The sequence below is a fragment of the Pseudomonas sp. ADPe genome, assembly GCF_014843515.1.
Lineage (GTDB): Bacteria > Pseudomonadota > Gammaproteobacteria > Pseudomonadales > Pseudomonadaceae > Pseudomonas > Pseudomonas citronellolis.
This window is the reverse complement of sequence record NZ_CP062123.1, coordinates 36,651-62,583: the sequence shown is the minus strand read 5'-3', so window position 1 is coordinate 62,583 and position 25,933 is coordinate 36,651. Positions and strand designations below refer to the sequence as shown.

Sequence of the window (25,933 nt, the reverse complement as noted above, 5' to 3'; positions counted from 1 at the left end):
GGCCCTCTATGGCCCCGAGAAGGGGCCAGAAAGGCCCGCCAGGGCCTCGTAGCCTAGCGGCGAGGGCCACCGGCCCGGTGAGCGTCGGGAAGGCGCTGGAAGCCCGCCAGGGGCGAGACGGGCGGCCGTGGCCGCCTGGCTCGATGCGTAGCACGACATAGCCGGTTCTCGCGGCCGCCGGCCGGGAGAATCCCCCGCAGCTTGGCCCCTCAAATGTCAAAGAGCGGATCTCATCGTCGGAAGTGGCGATGGGGGGCGCCCACAGAATTCGGAAAAAACTGTACGCTAAGCCTGCCCCGGTTGGCTTTAGGGGTGATCAGGGAAAACGGAAAAATCGGGCGGTAAGGTTTTGGTCGCCATTCGACACTGACGTTGGCGCCCCATGCGCGATCGGCTGCCGGGCGCCAACGTCAGTGTCGGAACGCCACCGGGAAAGTGGTTGGGGTTTGGCGGGTGATCGCGAGCAAATTTACCAGTGCGTGTAAACCATTGATTTCTTTGGTGGAAACTGGAAACGGTAAAGTTTCGAAACGGGTAACGAGACTTTACCCACTCGCGATCAGCCGGGCTTGACGCGCGAACGGAGCAGGCTCCCCGCCGCGTTCGATTCGAATATCTCCGCCTCCTCGATGTACCCCTGCACCGTTCCATCGTGCCGCCAGCCGCCTTGTTTCTTGATGTCGCGGAAGTCGGCGCCGGCGCGGTGCGCGCTGGTGGCCATGCCGCGCCGCAGGCTGTGGCTCGACAGCTCAGGTACGTAGCCCAGCCCGGCCAGCCGCGCAGCGTCGGCCAGGATGGCGTTGACGCTGGCCGGGTTGAGGGCGTCCGCTCCCACTACGCCCCATTTCGTGATCGAGCGGAACACCGGCCCGCCGGCGATGCCCGCTGCGTCCAGCCAGGTCCGCAGCGCCCTCGTCGGGCAGCACGGGCCGTCGCCGTAGGGAATCGCTTTCACAATGCCTTCGCCCTCTTGGTCTGTCTTCGAGCGCGGCAGCGTGATGACAAGGCCGCGCGCGTCCCAGTCCAGGTGATCGACCTCGATGCCGGCTAACTCGCCGCGCCGGAACCCGCCGAAAAAGCCCACCTGCAGCAGCGCGTTGTCGCGCGCGGACTTCAGCGTGCCCGCGCCGACAAGCGCTGCCGCGATGCGCTCCAGATCCTCGACCGGCAGCGCCTTGGCCTTCCTCTTTGGCCGCCCGTGTGTGCGCGCGATCCCGGCCAAGGTCTTGCGCACGGTGGCGCCGCCGGCCGGATCGGGGAAGCACTGGTAGGCGTGCCACTGCGACAGCGCCGTCAGGCGCAGGGCCAGGGTGCGCGAGGTGTGCTGGTCGGCGAACCGCACCAGGTAGCGGATGACGTCGGCCTCCTCGGCCGGCAGGACGCCGCCCCAGTCCAGAAAGTGCTTGATCGCGGAGCGATACGTCGCACGCGTGTTCTTCGACGTGGCGGCGGCGAGGAAGGCGCGGTGCCGCTCGGCCAGCTCCAGGTGCTCCTTCGGCGTAACGATGTTACGGAGCGTGGACGCCCACCGCGTTTCGAGGAGGGCGACGGAATCGGGATCGGCGGGCGTGGTGGACATGGCGACGTCGCCGAAAACAGGCGCTCGTAACGGGATTACGACCAGCATAGCACGGCCCCGGCTGGATGACCTGTAATAAGTGACATTATCGAAACATAAAAGAACGCGTGACGGCGGTTATTTCAATATGTAATATTTCGTACTATTACGTGATACGAAATACGTTACTTAATTTCATGGAGGTTTCCCAGTGGCACGTGCCGGCATTCTCTATTCCCAGGTGGCCCAGGCCGCCGCGGCGCTGGCCGCCGCCGGAACCAACCCGACCGTCGACACCGTGCGCGTCGCGCTGGGCGGTACCGGCAGCAAGAGCACTATCGCGCCCATGCTCAAGCAGTGGAAGGCCGAGCACGAGGGCCAGGTCGTCGCCGCCAGTACCGGCCTGCCCGCCGACCTGCTGGAAGCTGTCAGGGCGGTCCACCAGCGCCTCGAAGCGGCCGCCCAGGTGCAGGTCGAACAGCTGCGCGCCGCGCACGAGCAGGCGCGCCAGGAGGCGGCGCAGAAGCTCGAGGCGGAACACGCGGCCGGACGCCAGCTGCGCGCCGAGCACGAGGCGATGGCCACCGAACTGGCACAGGCGAAGGCGGCGCTCGCGCTCGAGCGCGACGAACGGCAGCACGCTGCCGTCACCATCGCGGCGCTGCGGGCCAAGAGCGACGGGCTCACCCAGCGCCTGGCCGACCGTGGAGACGACGTGACGCTGCTGGCCGATCAGCTGGCGCAGGCACGGCGCCAGTTCGAGCACTTTCTGGAGAAGGCAGCCGAACAGCGGCAAAGCGACCGGCAAGCGGCCGACGCGCGTATCGCCGGCCTCGAGCGGGAGCTGGGTACCGCGCGGGGCTATTTGCAGGAGCACCGCGAGGCGCTGGCCGCCCTGCGCGGCGAAAACTGCGCATCGTTCAGGCTAGCGCGGCCGGCAGGTATGCGCTTCCTCACGACCAGCTGGTCGAAGCGCTTCTTCAATGCGGGGCGGTCGCTCCGAGCCGCTACGACAATTCAAGGCGTCGAGCACATGCATCGCGTTCGCAAAGAGCAGTTCGACCTGTGCGACTTGGCGACTCAAGGGCGAACGATGCTCGAAATCTGGGCAGCGGTGCTGAGGGCATGATTCACCGGCATATCGGAGCGGCTTGGCCAACCCTCATCCATAATTTGCACCGGAGCCGCTATTGAGCCGCGAGGTATGCTCGCCAGCCGCCGTAGTGAGTGATGTCGAGCGCCGTCTCGATGGCATGTGGCTCGCACAGAAAGCCTTTCACATGGCTGCCGTCTTCGAGTGTTATTGTCCCGATACCCAACGGCGCCGGAATTTCACTTACAAACGCACCGAACCCGGCGACCGGCAGATCCCAGATTTCCACTTCGATGCTCCCGACCGCATTCTGGTCGCGCAACATTCCAGGCTTAGCCGGCGTCGCATCACGGAGTGCGTACAAGGCATATCCCGGCGCAGTACGCGTTGTTGCCCGTAGCTTTCCGCCGCTCTCCGTGAGCTGATGATTCAAGGGCTGGTCGGAGAGATGTGCACCTACCACGGCGATTGCGACGGTATCCTTGGGTGGCGCCGCCGTGGCCGCGTTGCCCTTGGCGAGGTCGTGCTCCACGAAAGCTTTTCCCAAGCTTGCGATCGCCCCATCTTCGAACGCCCGACCGATGAAAGTGACGCCAAATGGCAGGCCATTGGTTCGGAAGCCTGCGGGAACAGCAATCGCGGACAAATCCATCAAGTTCACGAAGTTCGTGTAGAAGCCCAGATTGCTGTTGAGGCGTACCGGATCGGCGAGCATGTCTTCTACAGTGTAGATGGTCGGCGCCGTCGGCAGCAGCATCACATCGATCTTTTCCCAAGTGCTCTCTGCAGCCCTGACAAGGTCGGCCAGGCGATAGATACCGTTGAACGTGTCGACTGCGCTCATTCGCTTCGCGGACAAGATGATGTCACGAACGACCGGGTGGAGCACCTCGGGATGCTCGTCCGCAAGGCTCTCGATGGCCGCCAGGCGCTCCGCAACCCAAGGGCCGGCGTAGAGCAGTTCAGCAGCCTGCCTGAAGGGGGTATAGTCAAACGAGATGCAGGTGCCACCCATCTCTTCAAGCTTGCGAACCGCTTTATTGAAAAGCGCCTCGGCTTCCGCGTCACCGAAAAACTGGCGATGTTCCGCCGCTGGGACCCCGAAATTGAAGCGACGAGGCCAACTCTTTTCTGTCAGTGCGGCGGCGCCCGCCTTGCGCGAAAAAGCGTCATCAGCATCGTAGCCGGCGGCGACGCGTGCGACCGCAAGGGCGTCATCTACGGTATGGGCGAGGACGCTGATGCAGTCAAGGCTTCGCGCCGCGGGAACCAGTCCACTGCCCGAGAACAGGCCTTTGGTCGGTTTCAAGCCCACCAGATTGTTGAACGCAGCAGGAATGCGGCCGGAACCGGCAGTGTCCGTCCCGAGCGAGAACGGTACCGTGCCGTTGGCGACGGCCACTGCGGAGCCACTGCTGGAGCCGCCGGATACGTAGTTCTCGTTGAACACGCAGCGCGGAATGCCAAACGGCGTGCGAGTGCCGTTCAACCCGGTCGCGAATTGATCGAGGTTCGTTTTTCCGATCGGGATCGCGCCAGCGTCCACCAGGCGCTGTACGACGAAGGCGTGCTGTCGGGGCGTACGCGCGAACCCCGTACACCCGGCAGTCGTCGGAAGGCCTGCGACGTCGATGTTGTCCTTGACGCCGAAGGGGATGCCAAAGAGCGGCAACGCTTCTCCCTTGTCCTTGCGTTGCTGCGCGTCGGCCAGCATCGCCAATGCGCTTTCCAAGGGCAACAGGCTAATCCAGATCGGATTTTCGCCGTCTTCTTTGATACGGGCATACAGGTCCGAAATGACGTCGGCGGCGTCTGTACCGGCGGCATAGGCAGCCTGATAGGAAGCCAGATCGGTCAGGTGATCCGGCGTGACTCGACCAGATCTTTCAGGGTGGGGCGCGCGGTCATTCATTCGGGAGAAACGTCCATATTGGTAGGGAAAGCATGGAAAACGTGATGCAGCCTGGTGCTTGATTTCACTGTAAGTGCGTTGCGCTGATCAGGAAACGGGCAGGGCAATAAGACTTACGTGCGCGGCTACCACGCGCCAACCCTGCGACGTGCGCATCCAGGTTTGGCTCTGCCGGCCCGTAAGCTGACTATGACTGAGCCGACGGAATTCGATGTTGGCGGTAGCGAAGTCGTGTCCATAAGTTGTAATCACCGTCCGGACGATCTCGCGTTCCAAGTTGTTTGGAGAGCGTGTGGCGCGAAAGCCTGCAATGGCCTCATAGCCGTATAGGTTCTCGGTCGCACCGTAGCGCAGGGTTTGGGGGCTGTTCCAAAACAGCTCATTCAAAACAGCCGTGTCATTCGAGGTAAGCGCTTTCTCGTAGCGAACGAATTGGGCGGTCACTTCCGCATGAACTTCAGGTAGATTAATTTGCATGATGTTTAACATTTCAGTCGGGCGATACCGGTGTCTTGTAATACCTTGCCTGCGCGCAGGCATAGAGATTCGTTCCAGGGCGCCGCGATGAGCTGTACCCCGATCGGCATGCCATCGTTTTCTCCAGGCCACGTTGGAGCGGCGACCACCGGACAGCCTGCGAAGGAGACCGGCTGAGTGAGAAGTCCCATAGCCGGGCGGCACGGATGGCGTGTACCGTTTACCTCGATCCATTCGGTGCCGATTGCGGGAGCACTTATTGGCGTTGCGGGAGCGATTAATATGTCCCAGTCACGGAAAAGAGCATTCACCTTATCTCGATAGACACGTCGAAACCGCTGTGCACGCAAGTACCACGCGACCGGTTGTAAAACCCCCGAGATAAAGCGATCTACGGACAGAGGCTCGAAGTCTTGCGGACGGATGCGAAGATCATCGAGATGCAGACAGCCTCCCTCGCTGGCAGTGATAACGAAGGCGGCTGCGCGCCCGATCTCCGCGTCGGGCCACATGACGACTTCGCTGGCGCCGAGCGTAAGCGCGGCAACATCGACCGCGGCTCGCGCGGCCGGGCCGGCATTGTCCCGAAACCAGCCACCCAGCACGCCGATCCGGAGCCCAGCGATACCCTGACTGAGGACCGGTACCGAGGGTTGGATGCGCGATGCGCTGCATCCGGGGTCGAGCGGATCCGGGCCCTGCATTGCATCGTAGGCCAACGCCAAGCCTTCCACGCTATCGGCCAATGGCCCGAGGTGATCAATGCTGTGAACAAACGGGTATGTCCCTCGCCGGGACAGGCGGCCGAAGGTAGGCTTCAGCCCCCACACGCCACACAATGATGCTGGCACGCGTATGGAACCGTTGGTGTCCGATCCGAGCGATAGTGGTACCTGCCCCGCAGCGATTGCCGCTCCAGACCCCCCTGACGAACCACCAGCGATACGCCCGGTGTCATGCGGGTTCCGGGTCGGCCCATAGTGCGTATTTTCGGTCGTAAATCCATAGGCAAACTCGTCCATATTGAGGCCGCCCAGGAGCACGGCGCCGGCAGCTTTCAGCCGTTGCACCAGCACGGCGTCTGCGCGCGCAGGCGGGAGAGTACGGTTGATCTTCGAGCCGGCAAGCGTCGTCACGCCTTCGATGTCGAACAGATTCTTTACCGCGTAGGGGAGGCCGGCAAGAGGCGGAAGTACCTCGCCGCGCGCCCGTCGAACATCGATGGCATCCGCCTCTGCGCGGGCTCGTTCAACCGTACGGCATGTAAAGGCATTGATGAGTCCATCGGTCGCGCCGATGGTTGCGAGCGCCTCTTCGCACACGTCGCGCGCACTGGTTCTGCCAGAGGCGATACCTTCAATAATTTCTACTGTCTTCATACTCAGATATCTTCTGCGGGGAAGGGCGCCGGGCGATAAATCTCCGCGAGTTCTGACTCAGGCGAGAGAGGGACGCTTTCAAGCATTTCTGCAAGGAGTGCTGTACGCGAAAAATGGTGTGCGACAGCGCGTGCACGAGCCGGCTCAAGCGGGATTCCGATCGCTATTGAAGCCGCCTCGATATAGGCGAAGATTTCAGTTTCCGTCATTGACGAAACTCCAGGGAAAAGTGAAATGACATGCGTTCATCGACAGAGACCGAATTCCTGGCAGGTCATCCATTTAAGCGCGGGCAATGACTGCAAAAGGGCCGCCGCCGGCAGGTCCCTGATGCTCGGCGCCACCGGACACATACACCATGCCATGCCCAACTACCGAGGCAATGGCCGCGCCGGTGACCGCCCGCGCATGGCGGGTCGAATTAATGTCGGAGTCACTTAGCATCGTGTGCCGCATACCTCGTACAACCCCGTCCGGGCTCGCCTCCGCTTTGGCGAATACGTTGACGATGCGATCCATCTCGTCATCGCTACGTATGCCCAGCGATTCAATCGTTCGCCGCACCGAGGCCGCGTCGATCGCGTCGCTCATCACGCCGTGGGCAATGACCAGTTCACTGGTGGCCTGCTCGCTCATGCCAATAGCGATCACCACGTTGTGCTCCAGTTCGATGCCTGCAGACGCCGACGCCAGTGACGATGAGAGACTCCAGTCATTCAGCACTGATTCGTCTACGAGCATCGAGGAGGGCACCTCTTCTGTAGCGAGAGCGATGCCCAGGGCCGAAGCGCCGCGCGAATAGCCCATCGATTCATACGTATCCGTCGTGACTGGAGCGCATCCGCGTGATCGCGCCGAGGCGATCTTTGCTGGTGTCAGCAGCGGACACTTCACCTGCACAAAATGCAGATCGTCAATCGAAGCGATCCCGGCATCTCGCATTGCGCGTTTGACGGCGCCGGCTGTCTCCGTTATCTGAGCGTGGCGGCCAATTTCCTCCGGCAGAAAATCACGCGTGAAGGCGATTCCAAGCGTGAGACGTTTGCCAGCGGGACGATGCGCGTCGATTGCCGGACGTCTTGCGAATACCGTGTGGTGGGGGGACAGCACGCCTTCCGTCCCACCTGACATCACAAACGCGACCCGCTTTTCCACCTCATGGGGTGGGAGTTGCAAATGACGCCCAAGGCACGCAGCAAGCATGGCGGTGGCGTATTCACGCGTGTAATCGTTGACGCAGCCATTGCCCTCGGTCTTGCCCATTACCGCGACGATGTCGGCGGGGGCAACGCGGCCTGTTTCAATCAAATCCTCGAGACCCGATGTATCACCAGGGCTGTGGCAAGGGATTCGGAAAACGTCGATGTGATACATGATCTGGCAATTCTCAAAAAGGTTAATAGGACGGATGGCTGTTCCCTGTACATGCACCGAGCGACGTCACTACACGGCCTGGCGCAACTGCGCCCAGGCAGAACATTTCGTTCAAGCTTAACGCCGCCCTGCGCACTTGACTGCCGCCTTTTTCCGACCTAACTGGTGCCGATCCGGCACCGATCTTGCTTTGACTCGCATGCGGGCACAGCGGCCGTCAGCGATACAGGCCATCTCTATTCCATCCTTTTTACTTCGACCACCTATGCAACATTTACGCTTTCTTCATTACATCGATGCCGTGGCTCGCTGCGGCTCCATTCGGGCGGCCGCAGAACAGCTGCACGTCGCCGCATCAGCGGTAAATCGCCGCGTCCAGGATCTGGAATACGAGTTAGGTACGCCGATTTTCGAGCGTCTGCCGCGTGGTGTACGCCTGACTGCGGCAGGCGAACTGTTCGTTGCCTACGCTCGTCGCCGCAATGCCGATCTGGAACAAGTCCAGTCACAGATCCAGGATCTCAGCGGCATGAAACGCGGCCGTGTGACATTGGCAGCCAGCCAGGCGCTGGCTCCGGAATTCCTGCCCCGCGTAATACACGCGTTCCAGGCCCAACGTCCAGGTATTGCCTTCGACGTAAAGGTGCTGGACCGCGAGCGTGCTGTTCTCGCCGTGACGGATTTCGCGGCCGACCTGGCGCTGGTCTTCAATCCCCCGGACCTGCGCGGTTTGACTGTCATTGCACAAGCGCGGCAACGCATCTGTGCCGTCGTTGCTTCCGACCATCCGCTCGCGAAGCGTACGAGTCTGCGTCTGAAAGATTGCCTGGACTACCCCCTTGCGCTACCGGACAGCAGTCTCTCCGGGCGCAACGTGTTGGACGAGTTATTCGACAAATCATCAGCTCGACCGCGGCCTCAACTGGTCTCGAATTCCTACGAAATGATGCGCGGTTTTGCCCGCGAAACCGGTGGGGTGAGCTTTCAGATCGAGATCGGTGCTGGTTCCACGGAGGGTGAGGTTGCAATTCCAATCGACGAGCGCAGCCTGGCTTCCGGACGCGTCGTACTGGTCGCATTGCGTGAGAGGGTGCTGCCTGTGGCATCGGCGGCATTTGCGGAATTCGTCGCCGGCAAGCTCGCTGATACGACCCACAATGCAACGTGACATCACCAGTAAGGTGCGTGTGGCATTTCCCTGCACCATTTTGAGATCCGGTGCCGTTTCGGCACCGGTGTGATTCAAAAAACCTTTTTTATGTGTTCGGTCAACAGGTTCTATTGCTTCGCTTATCGGCTTTGTTGAGGCTGGCCCGCTCTTTGCTAACAAGGCATTTAAAGATTGCATCCGATCGCCCCGCCTTGCGGCTGCAATCTCAACGCAGTGCCTTTCATAACGATAAGCCAAGGAACCCGCATGAAGTCCAAGACGACCGTCCGCACCGCCTGTCTCACCCTGCTCGCCTCCACCGCCTGTGTCGCCCACGCGGCCGATTGGGCGACACCGCGCTCAGCTACCGCTACGGCACCAAGTTCGCCGAGCCCTACATCGACGCCGACATCAGCAAGCAGGTGATCAACTTCAGCAACGTCAGCGGCTACAAGTACGGCAAGAACTTCTTCAGCATCGACTTCCTGCTGTCCGACGACAAGGATCCGTCCGCGGTCGGCGCCCACGGCGGCGCGCACGAAGCCTATGCCGTGTACCGCAACACGGTCGACCTGGGCGCGGTGACCGGCGCCAAGCTCGGCTTCGGGCCGGTGCGCAGCTACGGCGTGACCGTCGGCTTCGACATGAACAGCAAGACCGACGCCGGCTACAACTCCAAGAAGCGCATGCTGGTCGCCGGCCCGACGCTGATGTTCGACGTGCCGGGCTTCCTCGACCTGAGCCTCCTGGCCCTGCGCGAAAGCAACGCGCCGTTCAACGGCTTCACCCAGACCAGCACCGACCGCTACACCTACAAGACGCACGCGATGCTGTCGGCGGCCTGGGGCATCCCGTTCTCGCTCGGCAGCATCCCGCTGTCCTTCGAGGGCTACGCGGACTACATCGGCACCAAGGGCAGGAACGAGTTCGGCGGCCCGACCGCAGTCGAGATCAACGTCGACATGCAGATCATGTACGACCTGAGCCCGGCCATCGGCGCGGCCAAGAACACGCTCAAGCTGGGCGCCGAATACCAGTACTGGAAGAACAAGTTCGGCAACCCGAGCGACACCGTGCCGGGCGCCACCGCCAGGACCCCGATGGTCCGCCTCGAATACCACTTCTGAGCCACGCCATCACTGAACCGTAAAGAAAGAGGAACCCCATGAATCGTCGCAAGCTCATCACCCTGGCCGCGCTGGCCGTCCCGTTCACCTTTAGCGCTGCCCTGCCGGCGCAGGCGCAGGAACCGCTGAAAGTCGCCTTCGTCTACGCCGGTCCGGTCAGTGACGCCGGCTATACCTATGCCCACGATCAGGGGCGCCTGGCGATGGAGAAGAACCTGGGCGCCAAGGTCAAGTCGAGCTATGTCGAGAACGTGCCGGAAGGCGCGGACGCCGAGCGCGTCATCCGCAAGCTGGCCGCCGACGGCAACAAGCTGATCTTCACGACCTCGTTCGGCTTCATGAACCCGACCGAGCGGGTCGCCAAGGCCTTCCCCAATGTCGTCTTCGAACACGCGACCGGCGTCAAGCTGGCGAAGAATCTCGGCGTGTACGAGAGCCGCCAATACGAGGGCACTTACCTGCAAGGCGTGCTCGCCGCGAAGATGACCAAGACCGGTGTGATCGGCTTCGTCGGCTCCTTCCCGGTGCCCGAGGTGATCCGCAACATCAACGCCTACACGCTCGGCGCACAGAGCGTCAACCCAAAGATCAAGACCAAGGTCATCTGGGTGAGCACCTGGTACGACCCGGCCAAGGAACGCCAGGCCGCCGAGACCCTGATTGCGCAGGGTGCCGACGTGCTGACGCAAAATACGAATTCGCCCGCGACCCTGCAGGTGGCGCAGGAAAAAGGCAAGTACGCCTTCGGCTGTGACGCTGACATGAGCAAGTTCGCACCCAAGGCCCACCTGACCGCCAGCATCAGCAACTGGGGCGACTTCTACACGAAAACCGCGCAAGCGGTGATGGCCGGGACCTGGAAGAGCGAAGAAGTGCACTGGGGCATGGCCGAGGGGATGGTCAAGATGGCGCCGCTGAACGCGGCCGTCCCGCCCGACGCCGCCAAACTGTTCGAGGAAAAGAAGGCGGCCATGGTGAGCGGGAAGATCAAGCCATTCCAGGGTCCGCTGAAGGACCAGTCGGGCGCGGTCAAGGTGGCGGCCGGCTCGGACCTGCCACTGGCGAGCCTGAAGGGGATGAACTGGTACGTGCAAGGCGTCGAAGGCACGATCCCGAAGTGATGCGCGATGCGGGACCGGCCGGTCGCCCGTCCCGCATGCGCTTGTGTACAACAGATGGAGCGGGCAAGAATGAACCAACAACCGAGGCTGCAGCTGCTCGGGATCTCGAAGATCTACCCGTCGGTGGTGGCCAACGCCGACGTCGACCTGCGCGTGATGCCGGGCGAGATCCATGCGGTGCTGGGCGAGAACGGGGCCGGCAAGAGCACCCTGATGAAGATGATCTACGGCGTGGTGAAGCCGGACGCCGGCGAGATCATGTGGGAAGGCCGCCAGGTGCGCATCGATTCGCCATCGCACGCGCGCCGGCTCGGCATCGGCATGGTGTTCCAGCACTTCGCGCTGTTCGAAACCTTGACCGTGGCCGAGAACATCGCGCTGGCGCTGGACGAGCGCGTGACCCCGGCGGCGCTGGCGCCGCGCATTCGCGCCGTGTCCGAGCAGTACGGCCTGCCGCTCGATCCGGACCGCCTGGTGCACAGCATGTCGGTCGGTGAGCGCCAGCGGGTCGAGATCGTGCGCTGCCTGCTGCAGTCGCCGCGCCTCCTGATCATGGACGAGCCGACCTCGGTGCTGACACCGGACGCCGTGCAGCGCCTGTTCGTGTCGCTGCGCCGCCTGCGCGATGACGGCGTCAGCATCCTGTACATCAGCCACAAGCTCGACGAGATCCAGGCGCTGTGCGACCGCGCCACGGTGCTGCGCGCCGGACGCGTGGCGGGTGTGGCCAACCCGCGCGAGGAGACCGCGCACTCGCTGGCCGAACTGATGATCGGCGGCGAGCTGCCGGGCTGCAGCCTGAGCCCGCGTGAACCTGGCGAGGTACGGCTCGAACTGCGCGGGCTGGACCTGCCGAGCCCCGATCCGTTCGGCACCCACCTCTCAAGCATCGGACTGACGGTGCGCGCCGGCGAGATCGTCGGCCTGGCCGGCGTGTCCGGCAACGGCCAGCAGGAGCTGCTCAAGGCGATCTCCGGCGAGCAGGCGGCGCCACGGCCGGATTGCGTGCGCATCCTCGGGCGCGACGCCGGCCGGCTCGACGCGGCCGCGCGCCGGCGCCTCGGCCTGGGTTTCGTACCGGAGGAGCGGCTCGGACGCGGTGCGGTGCCGGCGCTGTCGCTGGCCGAGAACGCACTGCTGACCGGCTACCTGGGGCGCGCTGCCGGGATGGTCGAACGCGGCATCGTGCGCGGCAAGGCGGTGACCGGCTTCGCGGCCCGGATCATCGAGCGCTTCAAGGTCAAATGCGGCGGGGCGCAGTCCGCCGCCGGCAGCCTGTCGGGCGGCAACCTGCAGAAGTTCATCGTTGGTCGCGAGATCGGCCTGGCGCCCAAGGTGATGGTGCTGGCCCAGCCGACCTGGGGCGTCGACATCGGCGCGGCGATGCTGATCCGCCAGGCGATCATCGACCTGCGCGACGCCGGCGTGGCGGTGCTGGTCCTGTCGGAGGAACTGGACGAGCTGTTCATGATGTGCGACCGCATCGCGGTGCTGGCCAAGGGCCGGCTGTCGCGCGCGGTGCCGGTGGCGGAAACCTCGGTCAACCAGATCGGCGTATGGATGAGCGGCGACTTCGGCGCCGAACCGACAACACAAGGAAAACAAGGAGCGCACCATGTCCCGGCTTGAAGCCCGTCCCGAACCCTCGCGCGCGATGATGCTCGCCTCGCCGCTGATCGCGGCCGGCGCGATGCTGCTCACGGGGTCCTTGCTGTTCCTGTTCCTCGGCCATGCGCCGCTGCACGCCTTCTACGTGTACTTCATCCAGCCGTGCACCAGCCTGTACGGCATCGGCGAGCTGCTGCTCAAGGCGACCCCGCTGATCCTGTGCGGCGTGGGTCTCGCGATCGGATTCAGGGCCAACGTCCACAACATCGGCGCCGACGGCCAGCTCACCATGGGCGCGGTGGCGGCCGGCTGCGTGGCGCTGTATTTCGACGGCGTGAACGCGCCCTGGCTGCTGCCGTTGATGCTGGTCGCCGGGGCGCTCGGCGGCATGGCCTGGGCCGCCGTGCCGGCGCTGCTGCGCACGCGCTTCAACACCAACGAGATCATGGTCAGCCTGATGCTGGTGTACGTGGCCTACCTGTTCCTCGGCTACCTGGTGCACGGTCCGCTGCGCGATCCGGCCGGCTTCAACTTTCCGCAATCGAAGATGTTCGGCGACGCCGCCATGCTGCCATTGCTCAAGGAAGGGCTGCGCGTGAACGCGGCCTTCCCGCTGTCGCTGGTCGCGGTGGCGGGGGCCTGGTTCTTCTGCCGCCACAGCTTCGCCGGCTACCGCATGCGCGTGAGCGGCATGGCGCCGGCGGCCGCGCTCTACGCCGGCTTTTCCGAGCCGAAGAACGTCTGGATCGCCTTTCTCGCCAGCGGCGGCCTGGCCGGGCTGGCCGGGGTGGGCGAGGTGGCCGGGCCGCTCGGCCAGCTGCAGGCCTCGGTCTCGCCCGGCTACGGCTTCGCCGCCATCATCGTGGCCTACGTCGGCCGCCTGCACCCGGCCGGCGTGCTTCTGGCCTCGCTGCTGATGTCGCTGCTGTACATCGGCGGGGAGACCGCCCAGGTCGAGCTGCAACTGCCGTCCGCGATCACCGGCCTGTTCCAGGGCCTGCTGCTGTTCTACCTGCTCGCCGCCGACCTGTTCATCCATTACCGCATCAAGCCGCGCCATGCGGCGCTGGCTGTCAAGCCGGCGCCCGCCGCATCGACTCTCACGGAGACCGTCCAGCATGAATCCTGATTACCTGATCGCCATCCTGGCCAGCACCGCGGGCGCGGCCACGCCGCTGGTGCTGGCGTCGACCGGCGAACTGGTCGCCGAGCGTTCCGGCGTCCTCAACCTCGGGCTCGAGGGCATCATGCTGGTCGGCGCCGTGGCCGGCTTCTCGACCACGCTGCACAGCGGATCGAGCGTGCTGGGGCTGGGCGCCGCGCTGCTGGCCGGGATGGCGCTGGCCCTGGTATTCGCCTTCCTGGTGCTGACCCTGCAGACCAACCAGGTCGCCACAGGCCTGGCCCTGACCCTGTTCGGCACCGGCCTGTCGGCCTTCCTCGGACGCGACCTGGTCGGGCAGACGGTGGCGCCGCTGCCCGCGCTGCACCTGCCGCTGCTGTCCGACCTGCCGTTCGTGGGCCCGTTGCTGTTCCGCTTCGACGCCATGGTGTACGCCTCGCTGGCGCTGGTCGCCGTGGTCGCCTGGTTGCTGGCGCGCACCCGGGTGGGCCTGCTGATCCGCGCGGTCGGCGAGGCGCCGCACAGCGCCCACGCCATCGGCATGCCGGTCGTGAAGCTGCGCTACGCGGCGGTACTCTCCGGCGGCGCCCTGGCCGGCCTGGGCGGCGCCTACCTGTCGCTGGCGCTGACCCCGATGTGGGTCGAGGGCATGACGGCAGGGCGCGGCTGGATCGCGCTGGCCCAGGTGGTGTTCGCGACCTGGAAGCCGCGTGGGCTGCTGCTCGGCGCCTACCTGTTCGGCGGCGTCACCGTATTGCAGTTTCACGGCCAGGGCCTGGGCGTGCCGATCCCGTCCGAATTCCTGTCGATGCTGCCCTATCTGGCGACCATCCTGGTGCTGGTCATCATCTGCCGCAATCCGCAGACCATCCTGCTGAACAAGCCGATGTCGCTGGGCCAGAACTTCAAGGCTGACTAGGCAAGGCCCGAGCCCTCCATGCGCCATTCGATACCACCCCACATGCCAACGCCTGGCAGGTACACATCAAGTGGCATGTCTGGTAGTTGCTACCTTCCAAAAGATAATCCTCTACGTCGCCGCACTCGTGTTCTTCATGCGCGTAGGCAGAGGTAGCAAGTTGACACAAAGGATTGATAAGCTATGCAGATAACAGGCACCAACCCTCACCACTTGGATGGCATATCCCCGAGCGAGTTACACAATGCACGCCTGCCTCGCTGGCTGCTGCGGCACGATTGGCCGAACCTGCAGGGCGCGCCGGCCCTCGCACGCGTTGTCTTGCGCGCTGGCGTGGTTGATTCGATCGAGCCCATGCCTCCAGAGAACACGCCCATGCCTGCCGACGCATGGGACCTGCGAGGCGCGCCAGTACTGCCGGCCTTCGTTGACGCGCATGTCCACCTTGACAAGACCTTCACCTTGCAGCGGGTGGGACCTATTCCGCCCGGGCTGCTGGCCGCTATCGATGCCGAGCAACGGGACGCGCTGCTGTGGACGGCGGACGACGTCGCCGGGCGCGCAGCGCAGGGGCTGTGCTGGGGGCATGCTGCGGGAACGCGCTACATGCGCAGCCATGTCAATTGGCAGGTGCACGAGCCACCTCTGGCCTGGAGCGTGTTGAACGAATTGGCGGCACGATGGGCCGACCGCGTGACACTGGATCTGGTTGCATTTCCTAGTCTCTCGCTTTTTTCCAGCTTGGAGGACGCCCGACGAATCGCCCAGCACGTCGCTCGGAGCGGGCCACACGCGCGCCTCGGCGGCTTCGTGCACAGCGTAAGCTGGAGCCGAGAGGCATTGCGGAATCTTCTGATGGTTGCGCAGGAATTCGGCTTGGATGTAGATCTTCACGTCGACGAAGAGTTGAACCCGGACGCAGTCGGATTGTTAGCAGTGGCGGAGATCGTGAAAGAGATCAACTTCGCCGGACGTGTGGTGTGCGGTCATGTTTGCGCTCTGGCTGCCAAGCCACCCGCCCAAGCCCTGGCGACGCTCGACGCCGTCGCTGAGTTGCCGATTACGCTCGTTTGCCTGCCCACGACCAATTTGCTGTTGCAAGATGCTGCGGTTGGGCGGACACCGCTGATGCGGGGCATCACGCTGATCAAGGAGGCGCGTGCCCGCGCAATCCCTGTGCTGTTCGGTAGCGACAACGTCCAGGATCCATTCTGCCGAGTCGGGAGCTATGATCCAGTCGACAGCTTCATGGCCGCCGTTTTGGCCGCGCAATTGGATGAACCCTTCGACGATTGGTCCCAATCGATCTGCCGTGGCGACTGGCTCCAGAAGCAGGCGTCCAATCCGGGTAACAAATTCGCTTGGCCAGCCGACCTTGTGATATTCACCGGAGCGGACGCGCAAAGCTGGCCGGCGAGGGCTCATGAGCGGGTCCTGCTGCGACAGGGACGACTGCTTGCCGGTAGGGTTCCAGCGCATTGGTGTGCACCCTGGATGGGGCCGAGTAAGATATAGCGGAACCGGAACGTACGAGCGTAGGAGAGAGATTGCTTGCGAGAGCTGTCCATTTTTTTCGAATCCCATCGATGCTGGAGAGCTGCGCCAAGAAAGGCCGAGTGGGCGTTGCCACAGCCGATGCCGTCGACCGGTTGTCGAAGAGGAACTTACCAAGCGCCAGGCCGACAGGTTGGAAGCTGAAGAGACTCAGCACTGAACTCAGCTTTCTGACACCCGATTCGGAGTGCCACCGTCCGCTTCGGGTCAATTCTGTTGAAAAAGTAGCGACCTCACCATGCCGTTGGCAAAATTGCTCTGTCAGCGAGCGTGGGGGCGAACAGCATGATGGGACAGTTACCGGGAGGACAACAGCGCCTGTTCTACTCGTTCAATCTGGAAGATCACGTCCCGGCCCAACACCTCCTGCGCAGCATCGATCACTGCTTGGATCTCAGTGACCTGCGCGCCTACCTGGCCGATTTCTATAGCCCCATCGGACGCCCCTCGATTGACCCGGAATTGATGGTGCGCATGCTGGTCGTCGGCTACTGCTATGGCATTCGTTCCGAGCGGCGATTGTGCGAAGAGGTACACCTGAATCTGGCCTATCGCTGGTTCTGCCGGCTGGGTCTTGAAGACGAAGTACCCAACCACTCAACCTTCTCGAAGAATCGCCATGGACGTTTTCGTGACAGCGATCTATTCCGCTGGTTGTTCAATGAGGTGCTGCGGCGTTGCATGGCGGCCGGCCTGGTAAAGGGTGAAGGTTTCGCCGTCGACGCCAGCATCATCAAGGCTGATGCCAGCCGGCAACGTGGGGTGGCGGGTGATGAGGTCGATTGGAGCGATCCAAAGTTCAGCAGCCGCGCCGTGCGCGAGTACCTCAAAGCCCTCGATGAAGAGGCGCTGGCTGAAGCTCTCCCCAAGAAAATTTCGCTCACTGATCCTCAGTCCCGTTGGACAGCAGCGCCAGGCGGCCCGGCCTACTTTGCCTACTCCACGAACTACCTGATTGACACTGAGCATGGCGTGATCATGGATGTGGAAGCTACCCCGGCGCACCGTACTGCCGAAGTCGGTTCAACCAGGACGATGGTCGAGCGTGTCGAGGCGCAGTTCGCCCTCACGCCGGAACGCCTCATTGGCGACACCGCCTATGGCACTGCCCCGATGCTGGCCTGGATGGTTGAAGAGAAGAACATCGAGCCGCACGTGCCGGTGTGGGACAAGACTGAGCGCAAGGACGACAGCCTCTCCAGTAACGACTTCCACTGGAATCAGGAAGCCAATGAATATCGCTGCCCAGCCGGCAAACCACTACGCAGTGAATGGCGCGCCTTCACCCAGAAAAGATCGCGGGTGACCAAGGCCAACACCATCATCTACCGCTCCAGCCAAACCGACTGCGCCACCTGTCCGCTGAAAGAAAAGTGCTGCCCCAACACGCCGAACCGGAAGATCGTCCGCAGCATCCATGAGGCTGCCCGCGACGTGGCTCGACGCATCGCCAAGACGCAGGAATACCTAGTCTCTCGTTGCGAACGGAAGAAGGTGGAGATGCTTTTCGCCCACCTCAAACGGATCATGAAACTCGACCGTTTACGACTGCGTGGCCTCATGGGTGCAACTGACGAATTCACCTTGGCCGCGACAGTGCAAAACCTACGCCGCATGGCCAAGCTTTTGCCTCAAGGGCCACCAATCACGGGATAGGTACGCCCGCTGCGAGCAGAAACCCTCAAATTAACCCTAAAACCTGAGCAGGGACGCTCAGTGAAACGCCGAAAGGCAACTCGAAGTGGCTTGCAGCCACTTCGACAGCAGGCACACCTGATCGGCAGGATGCCGCTGAAGCTACTTTTTCAACAGAATCGGTCGAAAGCGGTCTCAACTGAAGGACTGATGGGGCCCTCGGGGCATCGTTGGATGTGGCGATGGTCGACCGTGGCCAGGACGTGGCCAGGACGTGGCCAGCCTCGCCGGAAGTGACGATGCTGCAGCTCGACGTGCGCGAGCTGGTGCGCGGTACTGCCTCGCCGGAAGTGGCGATGCTCGAGAAAAAAAGCCGCCTCGATCTCGGGCGGCTCCAGGGGAGGGCAGGGGGGCGATCACCGCTTGCAATGCACCAGGTCGTCGTTCACCCACGCACTTTCGACCAGGCCGTTTTCGCGCAGCTCGTCGCACGCTTCGCCTACCTGCTCGCGCCACTTCTTCGGCCGGGTGGAATCCGAGCCGCACATCAGCCGGAACGTCTCCAGCTTGAGCGGGTACGGCTCCTTGTGGGTGGCGAAGTAGTCGAACATGCGCCGCGCGGTGGGCGACAGCTTGCGGTACTTCTCCCACACGAATTTCGTGTAGTGGTCGCCGGCGAACAGCACCACGATTTCGGCGTCGATCTCGACCTGGCAGCGCGACGTGCGCTTGCCGCGATCCAGGACGCGGAAGCGCCGGATCAGCGACACCGATTCGAGCCGGCCGATGCGTTGGGATGAGAACTGCATGGCCGACGCCTGGAGCCGCGTCAGGCATTCCTCGGCCCTTGTGTAGTACCGACCGTTGATTGACCAGTCCAAGTCCTGGCAAAGCTCGTAGAACGTGAAGGAAACCGGCTCTCCGAGCGCGGTGCGCTTCGCGTACTCCAGCACCTGGGCGAATACCAGCTCGTCGTCGTCGGCGCGCAGCTCGATCCCGGTGTAGGTGATCTCCACGTCTTTGTTGACGTGGTAGATCGACTGGCCTTGCAGCGCGGCGCGCGGCACCTTCTTGTTGCGGACGGTGAAGATCGCCGACCGCCCGAAGTCGTTGGGCAGTGCCCGCATGTGATCCGGCCAGGGAGCCAGGTCGAACAGCGAGAGCTGCATGTCCTTGATCTGCTGCTTCGTGTGCTTGAGCAAGGCCGTCTGCTTGGCCTCGCTGACCTTCTCGGCCAGCTCACCGCCGGCCGTTCGCTTCTTGGTCGCCATCGCACTACTCCGTTTGTCCTGGGCCAGCGCGCCGATCTGCTCGGCCATCTTGTTCACGGCGGTGCGCGGTTCGGGCGGCAGGCCCATCGTGCGCGCAAGCTCGGCCGATTCCTGCGCCATGCGCTCGGATCGCTCGACGGCGGCACTTGCCGGCGTCGGTAGCTTCGGCGGCAAAGCCGCCTCGTTGTCGCCGGCCGTGGCCGGCAGCTCGAAGAGGGAACCGGCGGGGCGGAAGGCCCCGCCGGCGCTGCCCGAGTCCCTGCGAGCGGCGGCGGTACGGGCGGCAAGGTCGGTGGCGTCGGCTTCGCTAAGCCCGCCCTCGATGAGCTTGCGCCTGTATTCCTGCTCGTTGAACTCGTTCTGCATCTAATCTCCCTCCTAGCATACTGCCCGGCCGTGGCCGGGCCTGGCCTTACTGGCCGCCGCCTGGCGCTTTGGTGTCCAGGTATTCGATTTCCTCGGCGATGAAATCGAACCCGTATTCGGTCTTGCCGTCCTTCTCGTACTTCGTCGGCTCGATGCGGCCCTGGACGAACACCTTGGAGCCTTTGCCCAGGTACTTGCCCGCGTTCTCGGCCAGGCCGCCGAACGACTTGATGCGGAAGAAGTCCGTCTGCTCCTGCTTCGCACCGGCTGCGTTGCGCCACACGCGATTGACAGCCAGGTCGAAAACGGCGCGGGCGCTGTTTTCGCTATGGCGAACGTCGGTATCGCGGGTAAGATTACCGATAAACTGGAACAGGTTGTGGCTCATTCGTCATGCTCCTTTCGCTAATGGAGTCGTCAGTTTAGCTAAACCTGCGTCCGTGGTCAAGAACTTTAGCGGCTAAAATTTTCTGCCGCCCGCACCGAGAAGGCATACGGGCCTTGTACAACTACATCTTCTTCACGAACGTGCTCCGGCTGCTCGATGAGCGGCACATGACGAAAAAGGAGCTATCGGACAGGTCGGGGGTTTCGATCTCCTTCCTGTCCGATCTCACTACTGGCAAAGCCAACCCCTCCCTAAAGGTGATGGAGGACATTGCGCAGGCCCTTGAAACTCCCCTGCCGCTCCTGCTTGAATCGACCGACCTGGACAAAGAAGCCCTTGACACCCTGGCCGGCGGCAAGGCACCCCGAAGCCTGCCGCCAGGCTTCGAGCGCGTGGCGGCCGTGCTGCCAGAACACCAGGCGTTCATCGTCAAGAAGTGGGGCGAAGCGACAAGGAAGAAACTTAGAGGGAGTTGACGCCAGGATGTGAGAAGGGAAGGGAAGCGGCGCGGAACTGAGCCACAAGAGCCAGCCAAGTTTTAGCCGCTAAAGCCCGCCGGGGTGGCTCAACCCCCGGACAACCCATAACGCAAACGCCACGGGTTCGGCGCGAGGGCGCACGGAGCATGCGCCGCGTTGTCGCCTCTTTCGCCCCTGCAATCCGCGATGCAACGTCGCGGCCGAAGTCACCCTTGTGCGCTTCGGTGTTGCGGTCGAAATTAGTTCGGTATATCGTATGAACCTGTGTAGAATGCGCGAAACGCAACGGCATACAGGGCATACGGAATGACCGACCAGAAACCAGAACACAACAGCATCAAGGAACGGGCGAAGAAGAAGCTCGAACGCGACATGGGGCCGGAGCTGCTGGCCGCCCTCAACGATCCCAAGACCGTTGAAATCATGCTCAACGCGGACGGCAAGCTCTGGCTCGAACGCCTGGGCGAGCCGATGAAGTGCATCGGCACGCTGCGCGTCGCGCAGGCGCAAGCCATCATCGAAACCATCGCGGGCTACCACGGCAAGGAAGTCACGCGCTCCAAGCCGATCCTGGAAGGCGAGCTGCCCCTTGATGGCAGTCGCTTCGCCGGCCAGCTCCCGCCGGTTGTGCCCGCACCCACCTTCGCCATTCGGAAGAAGGCCGTCGCCATCTTCACGCTCGATCAGTACGTCGAACGCGGAATCATGACCGCGCCGCAGCGCGAGGCATTGATTGCAGCGGTGCGCGCGCACCGGAACATCCTTGTGATCGGCGGCACCGGCTCGGGCAAGACCACGCTGGTGAACGCGATCATCAACGAGATGGTGATTCAAGACCCGACCGAGCGGGTTTTCATCATCGAGGACACCGGCGAAATCCAGTGCGCCGCCGAGAACTACGTCCAGTACCACACCAGCATCGACGTGAACATGACGGCGCTGCTGAAAACCACCCTCCGCATGCGCCCCGACCGAATCCTGGTCGGCGAGGTGCGCGGCCCCGAAGCCCTTGATCTGTTGATGGCCTGGAACACCGGGCACGAAGGAGGTGCTGCAACCCTGCACGCAAACAACGCCAAAGCTGGATTGGATCGGCTCGCCATGCTCATCAGCATGCACCCCGATTCCCCGAAACCCATTGAACCGCTTATCGGCGAGGCGGTTCACGTGGTTGTTCATATCGCCCGCGTCGAAGGCTCGCGGCGCATCCAGGAAATCTTGGAGGTTTCCGGGTTCGCCAACGGCCAGTACATCACCAAAACCCTCTGACTAGGAGTTACGACCAATGCAAGCAACCTTCCCGGCATTCCGCCTCAACCGCAACGCCCTGTTCTACATGGGCCTCTTCGCCCTCCTGGCGTTCTTCCTGCTGGCCCCCCAGCACGCATTCGCCTCCGAGGGCACCGGCGGCTCTCTGCCGTATGAGAGCTGGCTGACCAACCTCCGCAACTCCGTCACCGGCCCGGTGGCCTTCGCGCTGTCGATCATCGGCATCGTGGTCGCCGGCGGCATCCTGATCTTCGGCGGCGAACTCAACGGCTTCTTCCGCACGTTGATCTTCATCGTCCTGGTCATGGCCCTGCTGGTCGGCGCGCAGAACATGATGAGCACGTTCTTCGGCCGTGGCGCGGAAATCGCCGCCCTGACCGATGGCGCGCTGCACCAGGTCAAGGTCGCCGCGCTGGACGTGGCCGGCTTCCCCGGCGAAGCCGTCATGCGCTGGGCCGAGCGCGGCCACATCGCGGGGTAAGTCATGGCTCTGCGCGCGATCCCCATCCGTAGGGCCGGCAACCGAGAAAACCTGTTCATGGGCGGGGATCGTGAGCTGGTGATGTTCTCGGGCCTGCTGGCCGGCGCGCTGATTTTCAGCGCCCAAGAAGTGAGGGCAACGGTGTTCGGCATCGCCTTGTGGTTCGGCGCGCTCTTCGCGCTGCGCCTCATGGCGAAGGCCGATCCGAAGCTGCGACACGTGTACCTGCGGCACCGCCGGTACAAGCCGTACTACCCGGCTCGCAGCACGCCCTTCCGTGACAACACGCCGAGTCAAGGGAAGCAATACAAATGATCGAAGCAATCGCAATTGCCATTGCTGTGCTCGGTGCGGTTCTGTTGCTCATCCTCTTTGCCCGCATCCGGGCTGTCGATGCCGAGCTGAAGCTCAAGAAGCATCGCGCCAAGGATGCCGGCCTGGCCGATCTGCTCAATTACGCCGCCGTGGTCGATGACGGCGTGATCGTGGGCAAGAACGGCTCCTTTATGGCCGCCTGGCTGTACAAGGGTGATGACAACGCCAGCAGCACCGAGGAACAGCGGGAAATGGTGTCGTTCCGCATCAACCAGGCCCTGGCGGGCCTGGGGAACGGCTGGATGGTGCATGTCGATGCTGTGCGTCGGCCTGCGCCGAACTACTCGGAGCGGGGCGTGTCATCGTTCCCCGACTCCGTTTCCTTCGCCATTGACGAGGAACGCCGGCGCTTGTTCGAGGGCCTGGGCGCGATGTTCGAGGGCTACTTTGTCCTGACCGTCACGTGGTTCCCGCCAGTGCTGGCCCAGCGCAAGTTTGTCGAACTCATGTTCGATGACGATGCGGTGGCTCCCGACCATACGGCGCGCACTACGGGCCTGATTGCGCAGTTCAAGCGCGAGATCACCAGCCTGGAATCGCGCCTGTCCTCGGCGGTCAAGATGACGCGCCTGCGCGGCCAAAAAGTCGTGTCGGAAGAGGGCAGGGAAGTCACGCACGATGACTTCCTGAGCTGGTTGCAGTTCTGCGTGACGGGCCTCCATCACCCGGTCATGCTGCCCAGCAATCCGATGTACCTCGATGCGGTAATCGGCGGGCAAGAGCTGTGGGGCGGCGTCGTGCCCAAGATCGGGCGCAAGTTCATCCAGGTGGTCGCCATCGAAGGCTTCCCCTTGGAGTCAACGCCTGGGGTGCTCTCGGCCCTGGCCGAGCTGCCCAGCGAATACCGCTGGTCGAGCCGCTTCATCTTCATGGATCAGCACGAGTCCTTGAAGCACCTGGACAAGTTCCGCAAGAAGTGGAAGCAGAAGATTCGCGGCTTCTTCGATCAGGTGTTCAACACGAATACCGGCTCGATCAACCAGGACGCGGCCGCGATGGTCGGCGACGCCGAGGCGGCCATCGCCGAGGTCAACAGCGGCTTGGTGGCGGCCGGCTACTACACCAGCGTAGTCGTGCTGATGGACGAGGATCGGGAGCGCCTGGCGGCCTCCGCGCTCCTGGTCGAGAAGGCCGTCAACCGCCTGGCCTTCGCGGCCCGTATCGAGACGATCAACACGCTCGATGCGTACCTGGGCAGCTTGCCCGGCCACGGCGTCGAGAACGTGCGCCGGCCGCTCATCAACACGATGAACCTGGCCGACCTGCTGCCGACAAGCTCGATCTGGACGGGCAGCGCCACGGCTCCGTGCCCGATGTACCCGCCGCTGTCGCCGGCGCTCATGCACTGCGTGACGGTGGGCGCTACGCCGTTCCGCCTGAACCTGCACGTGCGCGACCTGGGCCACACCTTCATGTTCGGCCCGACCGGCGCAGGCAAATCGACGCACCTGGGCATCATCGCCGCGCAGCTCCGTCGCTACGCCGGCATGTCGATCTACGCCTTCGACAAGGGCATGTCGATGTACCCACTCGCGGCCGGCATCCGCGCGGCCACGAAGGGCAAGAGCGGCCTGCATTTCACGGTGGCCGCCGACGATGACCGCCTGGCGTTCTGCCCGCTCCAGTTCCTCGAAACGAAGGGGGATAGGGCCTGGGCGATGGAGTGGATCGACACCATCCTGGCGTTGAACGGCGTCAACACCACGCCGGCGCAGCGCAACGAGATCGGCAACGCGATCATGAGCATGCACGCCAGCGGCGCGCGCACGCTCTCCGAGTTCTCGGTGACGATTCAGGACGAGGCGATCCGCGAGGCCATCAAGCAGTACACGGTGGACGGCTCGATGGGCCACCTGCTCGACGCCGAAGAGGACGGCCTGTCGCTGTCCGACTTCACGGTGTTCGAGATCGAAGAGCTGATGAACCTGGGCGAGAAGTTCGCGCTGCCGGTGCTGCTCTACCTGTTCCGCCGCATCGAGCGCGCACTGAAAGGCCAGCCCTCCGTCATCATCCTGGACGAAGCCTGGTTGATGCTGGGCCACCCCGCGTTCCGCGCCAAGATCAGGGAATGGCTCAAGGTGCTGCGCAAGGCCAACTGCCTTGTGCTGATGGCGACGCAAAGCCTCTCCGACGCGGCCAACTCGGGCATCTTGGACGTGATCGTGGAATCGACCGCGACCAAGATTTTCCTGCCTAACGTCTACGCCAGGGATGAGGACACATCGGCGCTCTATCGCCGTATGGGCCTCAACGCGCGTCAGATCGAAATCCTGGCGACTGCCATTCCGAAGCGTCAGTACTACTACGTCTCGGAGAACGGCCGCCGTCTCTATGACCTTGCCCTGGGGCCGATGGCCCTGGCCTTCGTCGGTGCGTCCGACAAGGAATCGGTCGCCACCATCAAGAGCCTCGAAGCCAAGTTCGGCCACGAATGGGTGCATGAGTGGCTGGCCGGCCGTGGGCTGAATCTCAACGACTACCTGGAGGCCGCATGAGCATCGCCGACACCCTCAAGGGCTTGATCTTCAAGAAGCCCGCCAACTCCGCCGAGCCGCGCGATCCGCGCCGCTCGAAGGAACCGCTCGCCGGCGGCCGCCGTGCGGGCGAGGCCGAGAACCCCTACCTGGCCGCGCGCCGCACCTGGAACGATCACGTGGGCAGCGTCGTCTCGCAGCGCCAAACCTGGCAGGTGATAGGCATCCTGTCGCTGTTGATCGCGCTGGCCGGCGTGGGTGGCGTGATCCACATCGGCAGCCAGTCGAAGTTCATCCCCTACGTGGTCGAGGTGGACAAGCTGGGCCAGACGGTGGCCGCCGGCCCGGTGCAGGCCGCAGGGAAGGCCGATCCGCGTGTCATCCACGCCGCCGTTGCGGACTGGATGAGCTGCGCGCGCATGGTGTCGCCTGACGTGGCCTTGCAGCGCAAGTGCGTGTTCAAGGCGTACTCGATGCTCGCCCCCAACGATCCGGCGACGCCAAAGATGAACGAGTGGTTGAACGGCACGCCCGATTCCAGCCCGTTCAAGCGCGCCGAGAAGGAAATGGTCAGCGTCGAGATCAAGACCGTCATCCCGCAAACGCCCGACACCTGGCAAGTCGAGTGGGTGGAAACCACGCGCGACCGCCAAGGCACGCTGAAAGGTCAGCCCGTCACCTGGCGCGCGCTCGTGACTACCTACATCGCCGAGGTCACGCCCAACACCACCGATGAGCAACTGCGGAACAACCCGTTGAGCATCTACGTGCGTGATTACTCCTGGTCCCGCATCCAATGA

Annotated in this window: 23 protein-coding genes; 15 read left to right on the top strand and 8 right to left on the bottom strand. The window is 63.3% G+C overall.

Annotated features, from left to right (window positions below; genetic code table 11):
* Nucleotides 1-559: 559 nt before the first annotated feature.
* The gene (locus IG194_RS32620) at nt 560-1,579 is read right to left on the bottom strand and encodes a site-specific integrase (RefSeq protein WP_082996224.1); all 1,020 of its coding nucleotides are present in this window, start codon (nt 1,577-1,579) and stop codon (nt 560-562) included.
* Between the two features lie 190 nt (nt 1,580-1,769).
* Between IG194_RS32620 and IG194_RS32615 the strand changes: the two genes are divergently transcribed.
* A complete protein-coding gene (locus tag IG194_RS32615) occupies nt 1,770-2,687 on the top strand; it encodes a DNA-binding protein (RefSeq protein WP_058487127.1) in 918 nt (305 codons plus the stop codon).
* A gap of 58 nt (nt 2,688-2,745) precedes the next feature.
* Here the strand turns inward: IG194_RS32615 and atzF are convergent, their stop codons facing one another.
* From atzF to atzD, 5 genes are all read right to left on the bottom strand, one after another.
* Nucleotides 2,746-4,563, bottom strand: coding sequence for an allophanate hydrolase (atzF, locus tag IG194_RS32610; RefSeq protein WP_011117193.1), 1,818 nt, complete (start codon nt 4,561-4,563; stop codon nt 2,746-2,748).
* A gap of 87 nt (nt 4,564-4,650) precedes the next feature.
* Nucleotides 4,651-5,040 carry an oxalurate catabolism protein HpxZ gene (gene hpxZ, locus IG194_RS32605; RefSeq protein ID WP_064987550.1) on the bottom strand — a complete coding sequence of 130 codons (390 nt, stop codon included), beginning with the start codon at nt 5,038-5,040 and terminating at the stop codon, nt 4,651-4,653.
* 5 nt (nt 5,041-5,045) lie between these two features.
* On the bottom strand, nt 5,046-6,419 hold the full coding sequence (atzE, locus tag IG194_RS32600; protein ID WP_011117192.1) for a 1-carboxybiuret hydrolase subunit AtzE: 1,374 nt from the start codon (nt 6,417-6,419) through the stop codon (nt 5,046-5,048).
* Nucleotides 6,420-6,421: 2 nt separating this feature from the next.
* Nucleotides 6,422-6,628 carry a 1-carboxybiuret hydrolase subunit AtzG gene (atzg, locus tag IG194_RS32595; RefSeq protein ID WP_082996223.1) on the bottom strand — a complete coding sequence of 69 codons (207 nt, stop codon included), beginning with the start codon at nt 6,626-6,628 and terminating at the stop codon, nt 6,422-6,424.
* A 73-nt stretch (nt 6,629-6,701) separates the two neighbouring features.
* A complete protein-coding gene (gene atzD, locus IG194_RS32590) occupies nt 6,702-7,793 on the bottom strand; it encodes a cyanuric acid amidohydrolase (protein WP_011117191.1) in 1,092 nt (363 codons plus the stop codon).
* 265 nt (nt 7,794-8,058) lie between these two features.
* Here atzD and IG194_RS32585 point away from each other — a divergent pair, with 265 nt between their 5' ends.
* The 8 genes from IG194_RS32585 (at nt 8,059) to IG194_RS32550 (ending at nt 18,051) form a co-directional block, all read left to right on the top strand.
* Nucleotides 8,059-8,961: a LysR family transcriptional regulator gene (locus IG194_RS32585; protein WP_058487128.1), complete on the top strand. Its 903-nt coding sequence runs from the start codon at nt 8,059-8,061 to the stop codon at nt 8,959-8,961.
* A 326-nt stretch (nt 8,962-9,287) separates the two neighbouring features.
* Nucleotides 9,288-10,070 carry a hypothetical protein gene (locus IG194_RS32580; RefSeq protein ID WP_306106513.1) on the top strand — a complete coding sequence of 261 codons (783 nt, stop codon included), beginning with the start codon at nt 9,288-9,290 and terminating at the stop codon, nt 10,068-10,070.
* Between the two features lie 38 nt (nt 10,071-10,108).
* Nucleotides 10,109-11,191, top strand: a complete 1,083-nt coding sequence (locus tag IG194_RS32575; protein ID WP_011117188.1) for a BMP family ABC transporter substrate-binding protein — start codon at nt 10,109-10,111, stop codon at nt 11,189-11,191.
* A gap of 54 nt (nt 11,192-11,245) precedes the next feature.
* Nucleotides 11,246-12,820 (top strand): ABC transporter ATP-binding protein, encoded by a 1,575-nt coding sequence (locus IG194_RS32570; RefSeq protein ID WP_058487129.1) that lies wholly within the window; start codon nt 11,246-11,248, stop codon nt 12,818-12,820.
* A complete protein-coding gene (locus IG194_RS32565; protein WP_011117186.1) occupies nt 12,807-13,928 on the top strand; it encodes an ABC transporter permease in 1,122 nt (373 codons plus the stop codon). The genes IG194_RS32570 and IG194_RS32565 overlap by 14 nt, the downstream gene beginning before the upstream one ends.
* Nucleotides 13,918-14,841 carry an ABC transporter permease gene (locus IG194_RS32560; protein ID WP_011117185.1) on the top strand — a complete coding sequence of 308 codons (924 nt, stop codon included), beginning with the start codon at nt 13,918-13,920 and terminating at the stop codon, nt 14,839-14,841. Before IG194_RS32565 ends, IG194_RS32560 begins: the two co-directional genes overlap by 11 nt.
* Before the next feature lie 375 nt (nt 14,842-15,216).
* Complete coding sequence (locus tag IG194_RS32555) at nt 15,217-16,356, top strand: amidohydrolase family protein (RefSeq protein WP_225617258.1); 1,140 nt, start codon at nt 15,217-15,219, stop codon at nt 16,354-16,356.
* 324 nt (nt 16,357-16,680) lie between these two features.
* A complete protein-coding gene (locus IG194_RS32550; protein WP_011117183.1) occupies nt 16,681-18,051 on the top strand; it encodes an IS1182-like element ISPsp5 family transposase in 1,371 nt (456 codons plus the stop codon).
* A gap of 395 nt (nt 18,052-18,446) precedes the next feature.
* Here IG194_RS32550 and trfA read toward each other — a convergent pair whose 3' ends face one another.
* Both trfA and IG194_RS32540 read right to left on the bottom strand, forming a co-directional pair.
* Nucleotides 18,447-19,667: a plasmid replication initiator TrfA gene (gene trfA / locus IG194_RS32545; protein WP_011114072.1), complete on the bottom strand. Its 1,221-nt coding sequence runs from the start codon at nt 19,665-19,667 to the stop codon at nt 18,447-18,449.
* A 46-nt stretch (nt 19,668-19,713) separates the two neighbouring features.
* The gene (locus tag IG194_RS32540) at nt 19,714-20,055 is read right to left on the bottom strand and encodes a single-stranded DNA-binding protein (protein WP_000019167.1); all 342 of its coding nucleotides are present in this window, start codon (nt 20,053-20,055) and stop codon (nt 19,714-19,716) included.
* 113 nt (nt 20,056-20,168) lie between these two features.
* Here IG194_RS32540 and IG194_RS32535 point away from each other — a divergent pair, with 113 nt between their 5' ends.
* The 6 genes from IG194_RS32535 to IG194_RS32510 all read left to right on the top strand — a co-directional run bounded on the left by IG194_RS32535 (nt 20,169) and on the right by IG194_RS32510 (nt 25,933).
* Complete coding sequence (locus tag IG194_RS32535; RefSeq protein ID WP_011114045.1) at nt 20,169-20,531, top strand: transcriptional regulator; 363 nt, start codon at nt 20,169-20,171, stop codon at nt 20,529-20,531.
* A 309-nt stretch (nt 20,532-20,840) separates the two neighbouring features.
* The gene (trbB, locus tag IG194_RS32530) at nt 20,841-21,803 is read left to right on the top strand and encodes a P-type conjugative transfer ATPase TrbB (protein ID WP_000132020.1); all 963 of its coding nucleotides are present in this window, start codon (nt 20,841-20,843) and stop codon (nt 21,801-21,803) included.
* Nucleotides 21,804-21,819: 16 nt separating this feature from the next.
* Complete coding sequence (gene trbC, locus IG194_RS32525) at nt 21,820-22,284, top strand: conjugal transfer system pilin TrbC (protein ID WP_011114046.1); 465 nt, start codon at nt 21,820-21,822, stop codon at nt 22,282-22,284.
* Nucleotides 22,285-22,287: 3 nt separating this feature from the next.
* Nucleotides 22,288-22,599 (top strand): conjugal transfer protein TrbD, encoded by a 312-nt coding sequence (locus IG194_RS32520; RefSeq protein ID WP_001207961.1) that lies wholly within the window; start codon nt 22,288-22,290, stop codon nt 22,597-22,599.
* Nucleotides 22,596-25,154 carry a VirB4 family type IV secretion/conjugal transfer ATPase gene (locus IG194_RS32515; RefSeq protein WP_011114047.1) on the top strand — a complete coding sequence of 853 codons (2,559 nt, stop codon included), beginning with the start codon at nt 22,596-22,598 and terminating at the stop codon, nt 25,152-25,154. The genes IG194_RS32520 and IG194_RS32515 overlap by 4 nt, the downstream gene beginning before the upstream one ends.
* A complete protein-coding gene (locus IG194_RS32510; protein WP_011114048.1) occupies nt 25,151-25,933 on the top strand; it encodes a conjugal transfer protein TrbF in 783 nt (260 codons plus the stop codon). The genes IG194_RS32515 and IG194_RS32510 overlap by 4 nt, the downstream gene beginning before the upstream one ends.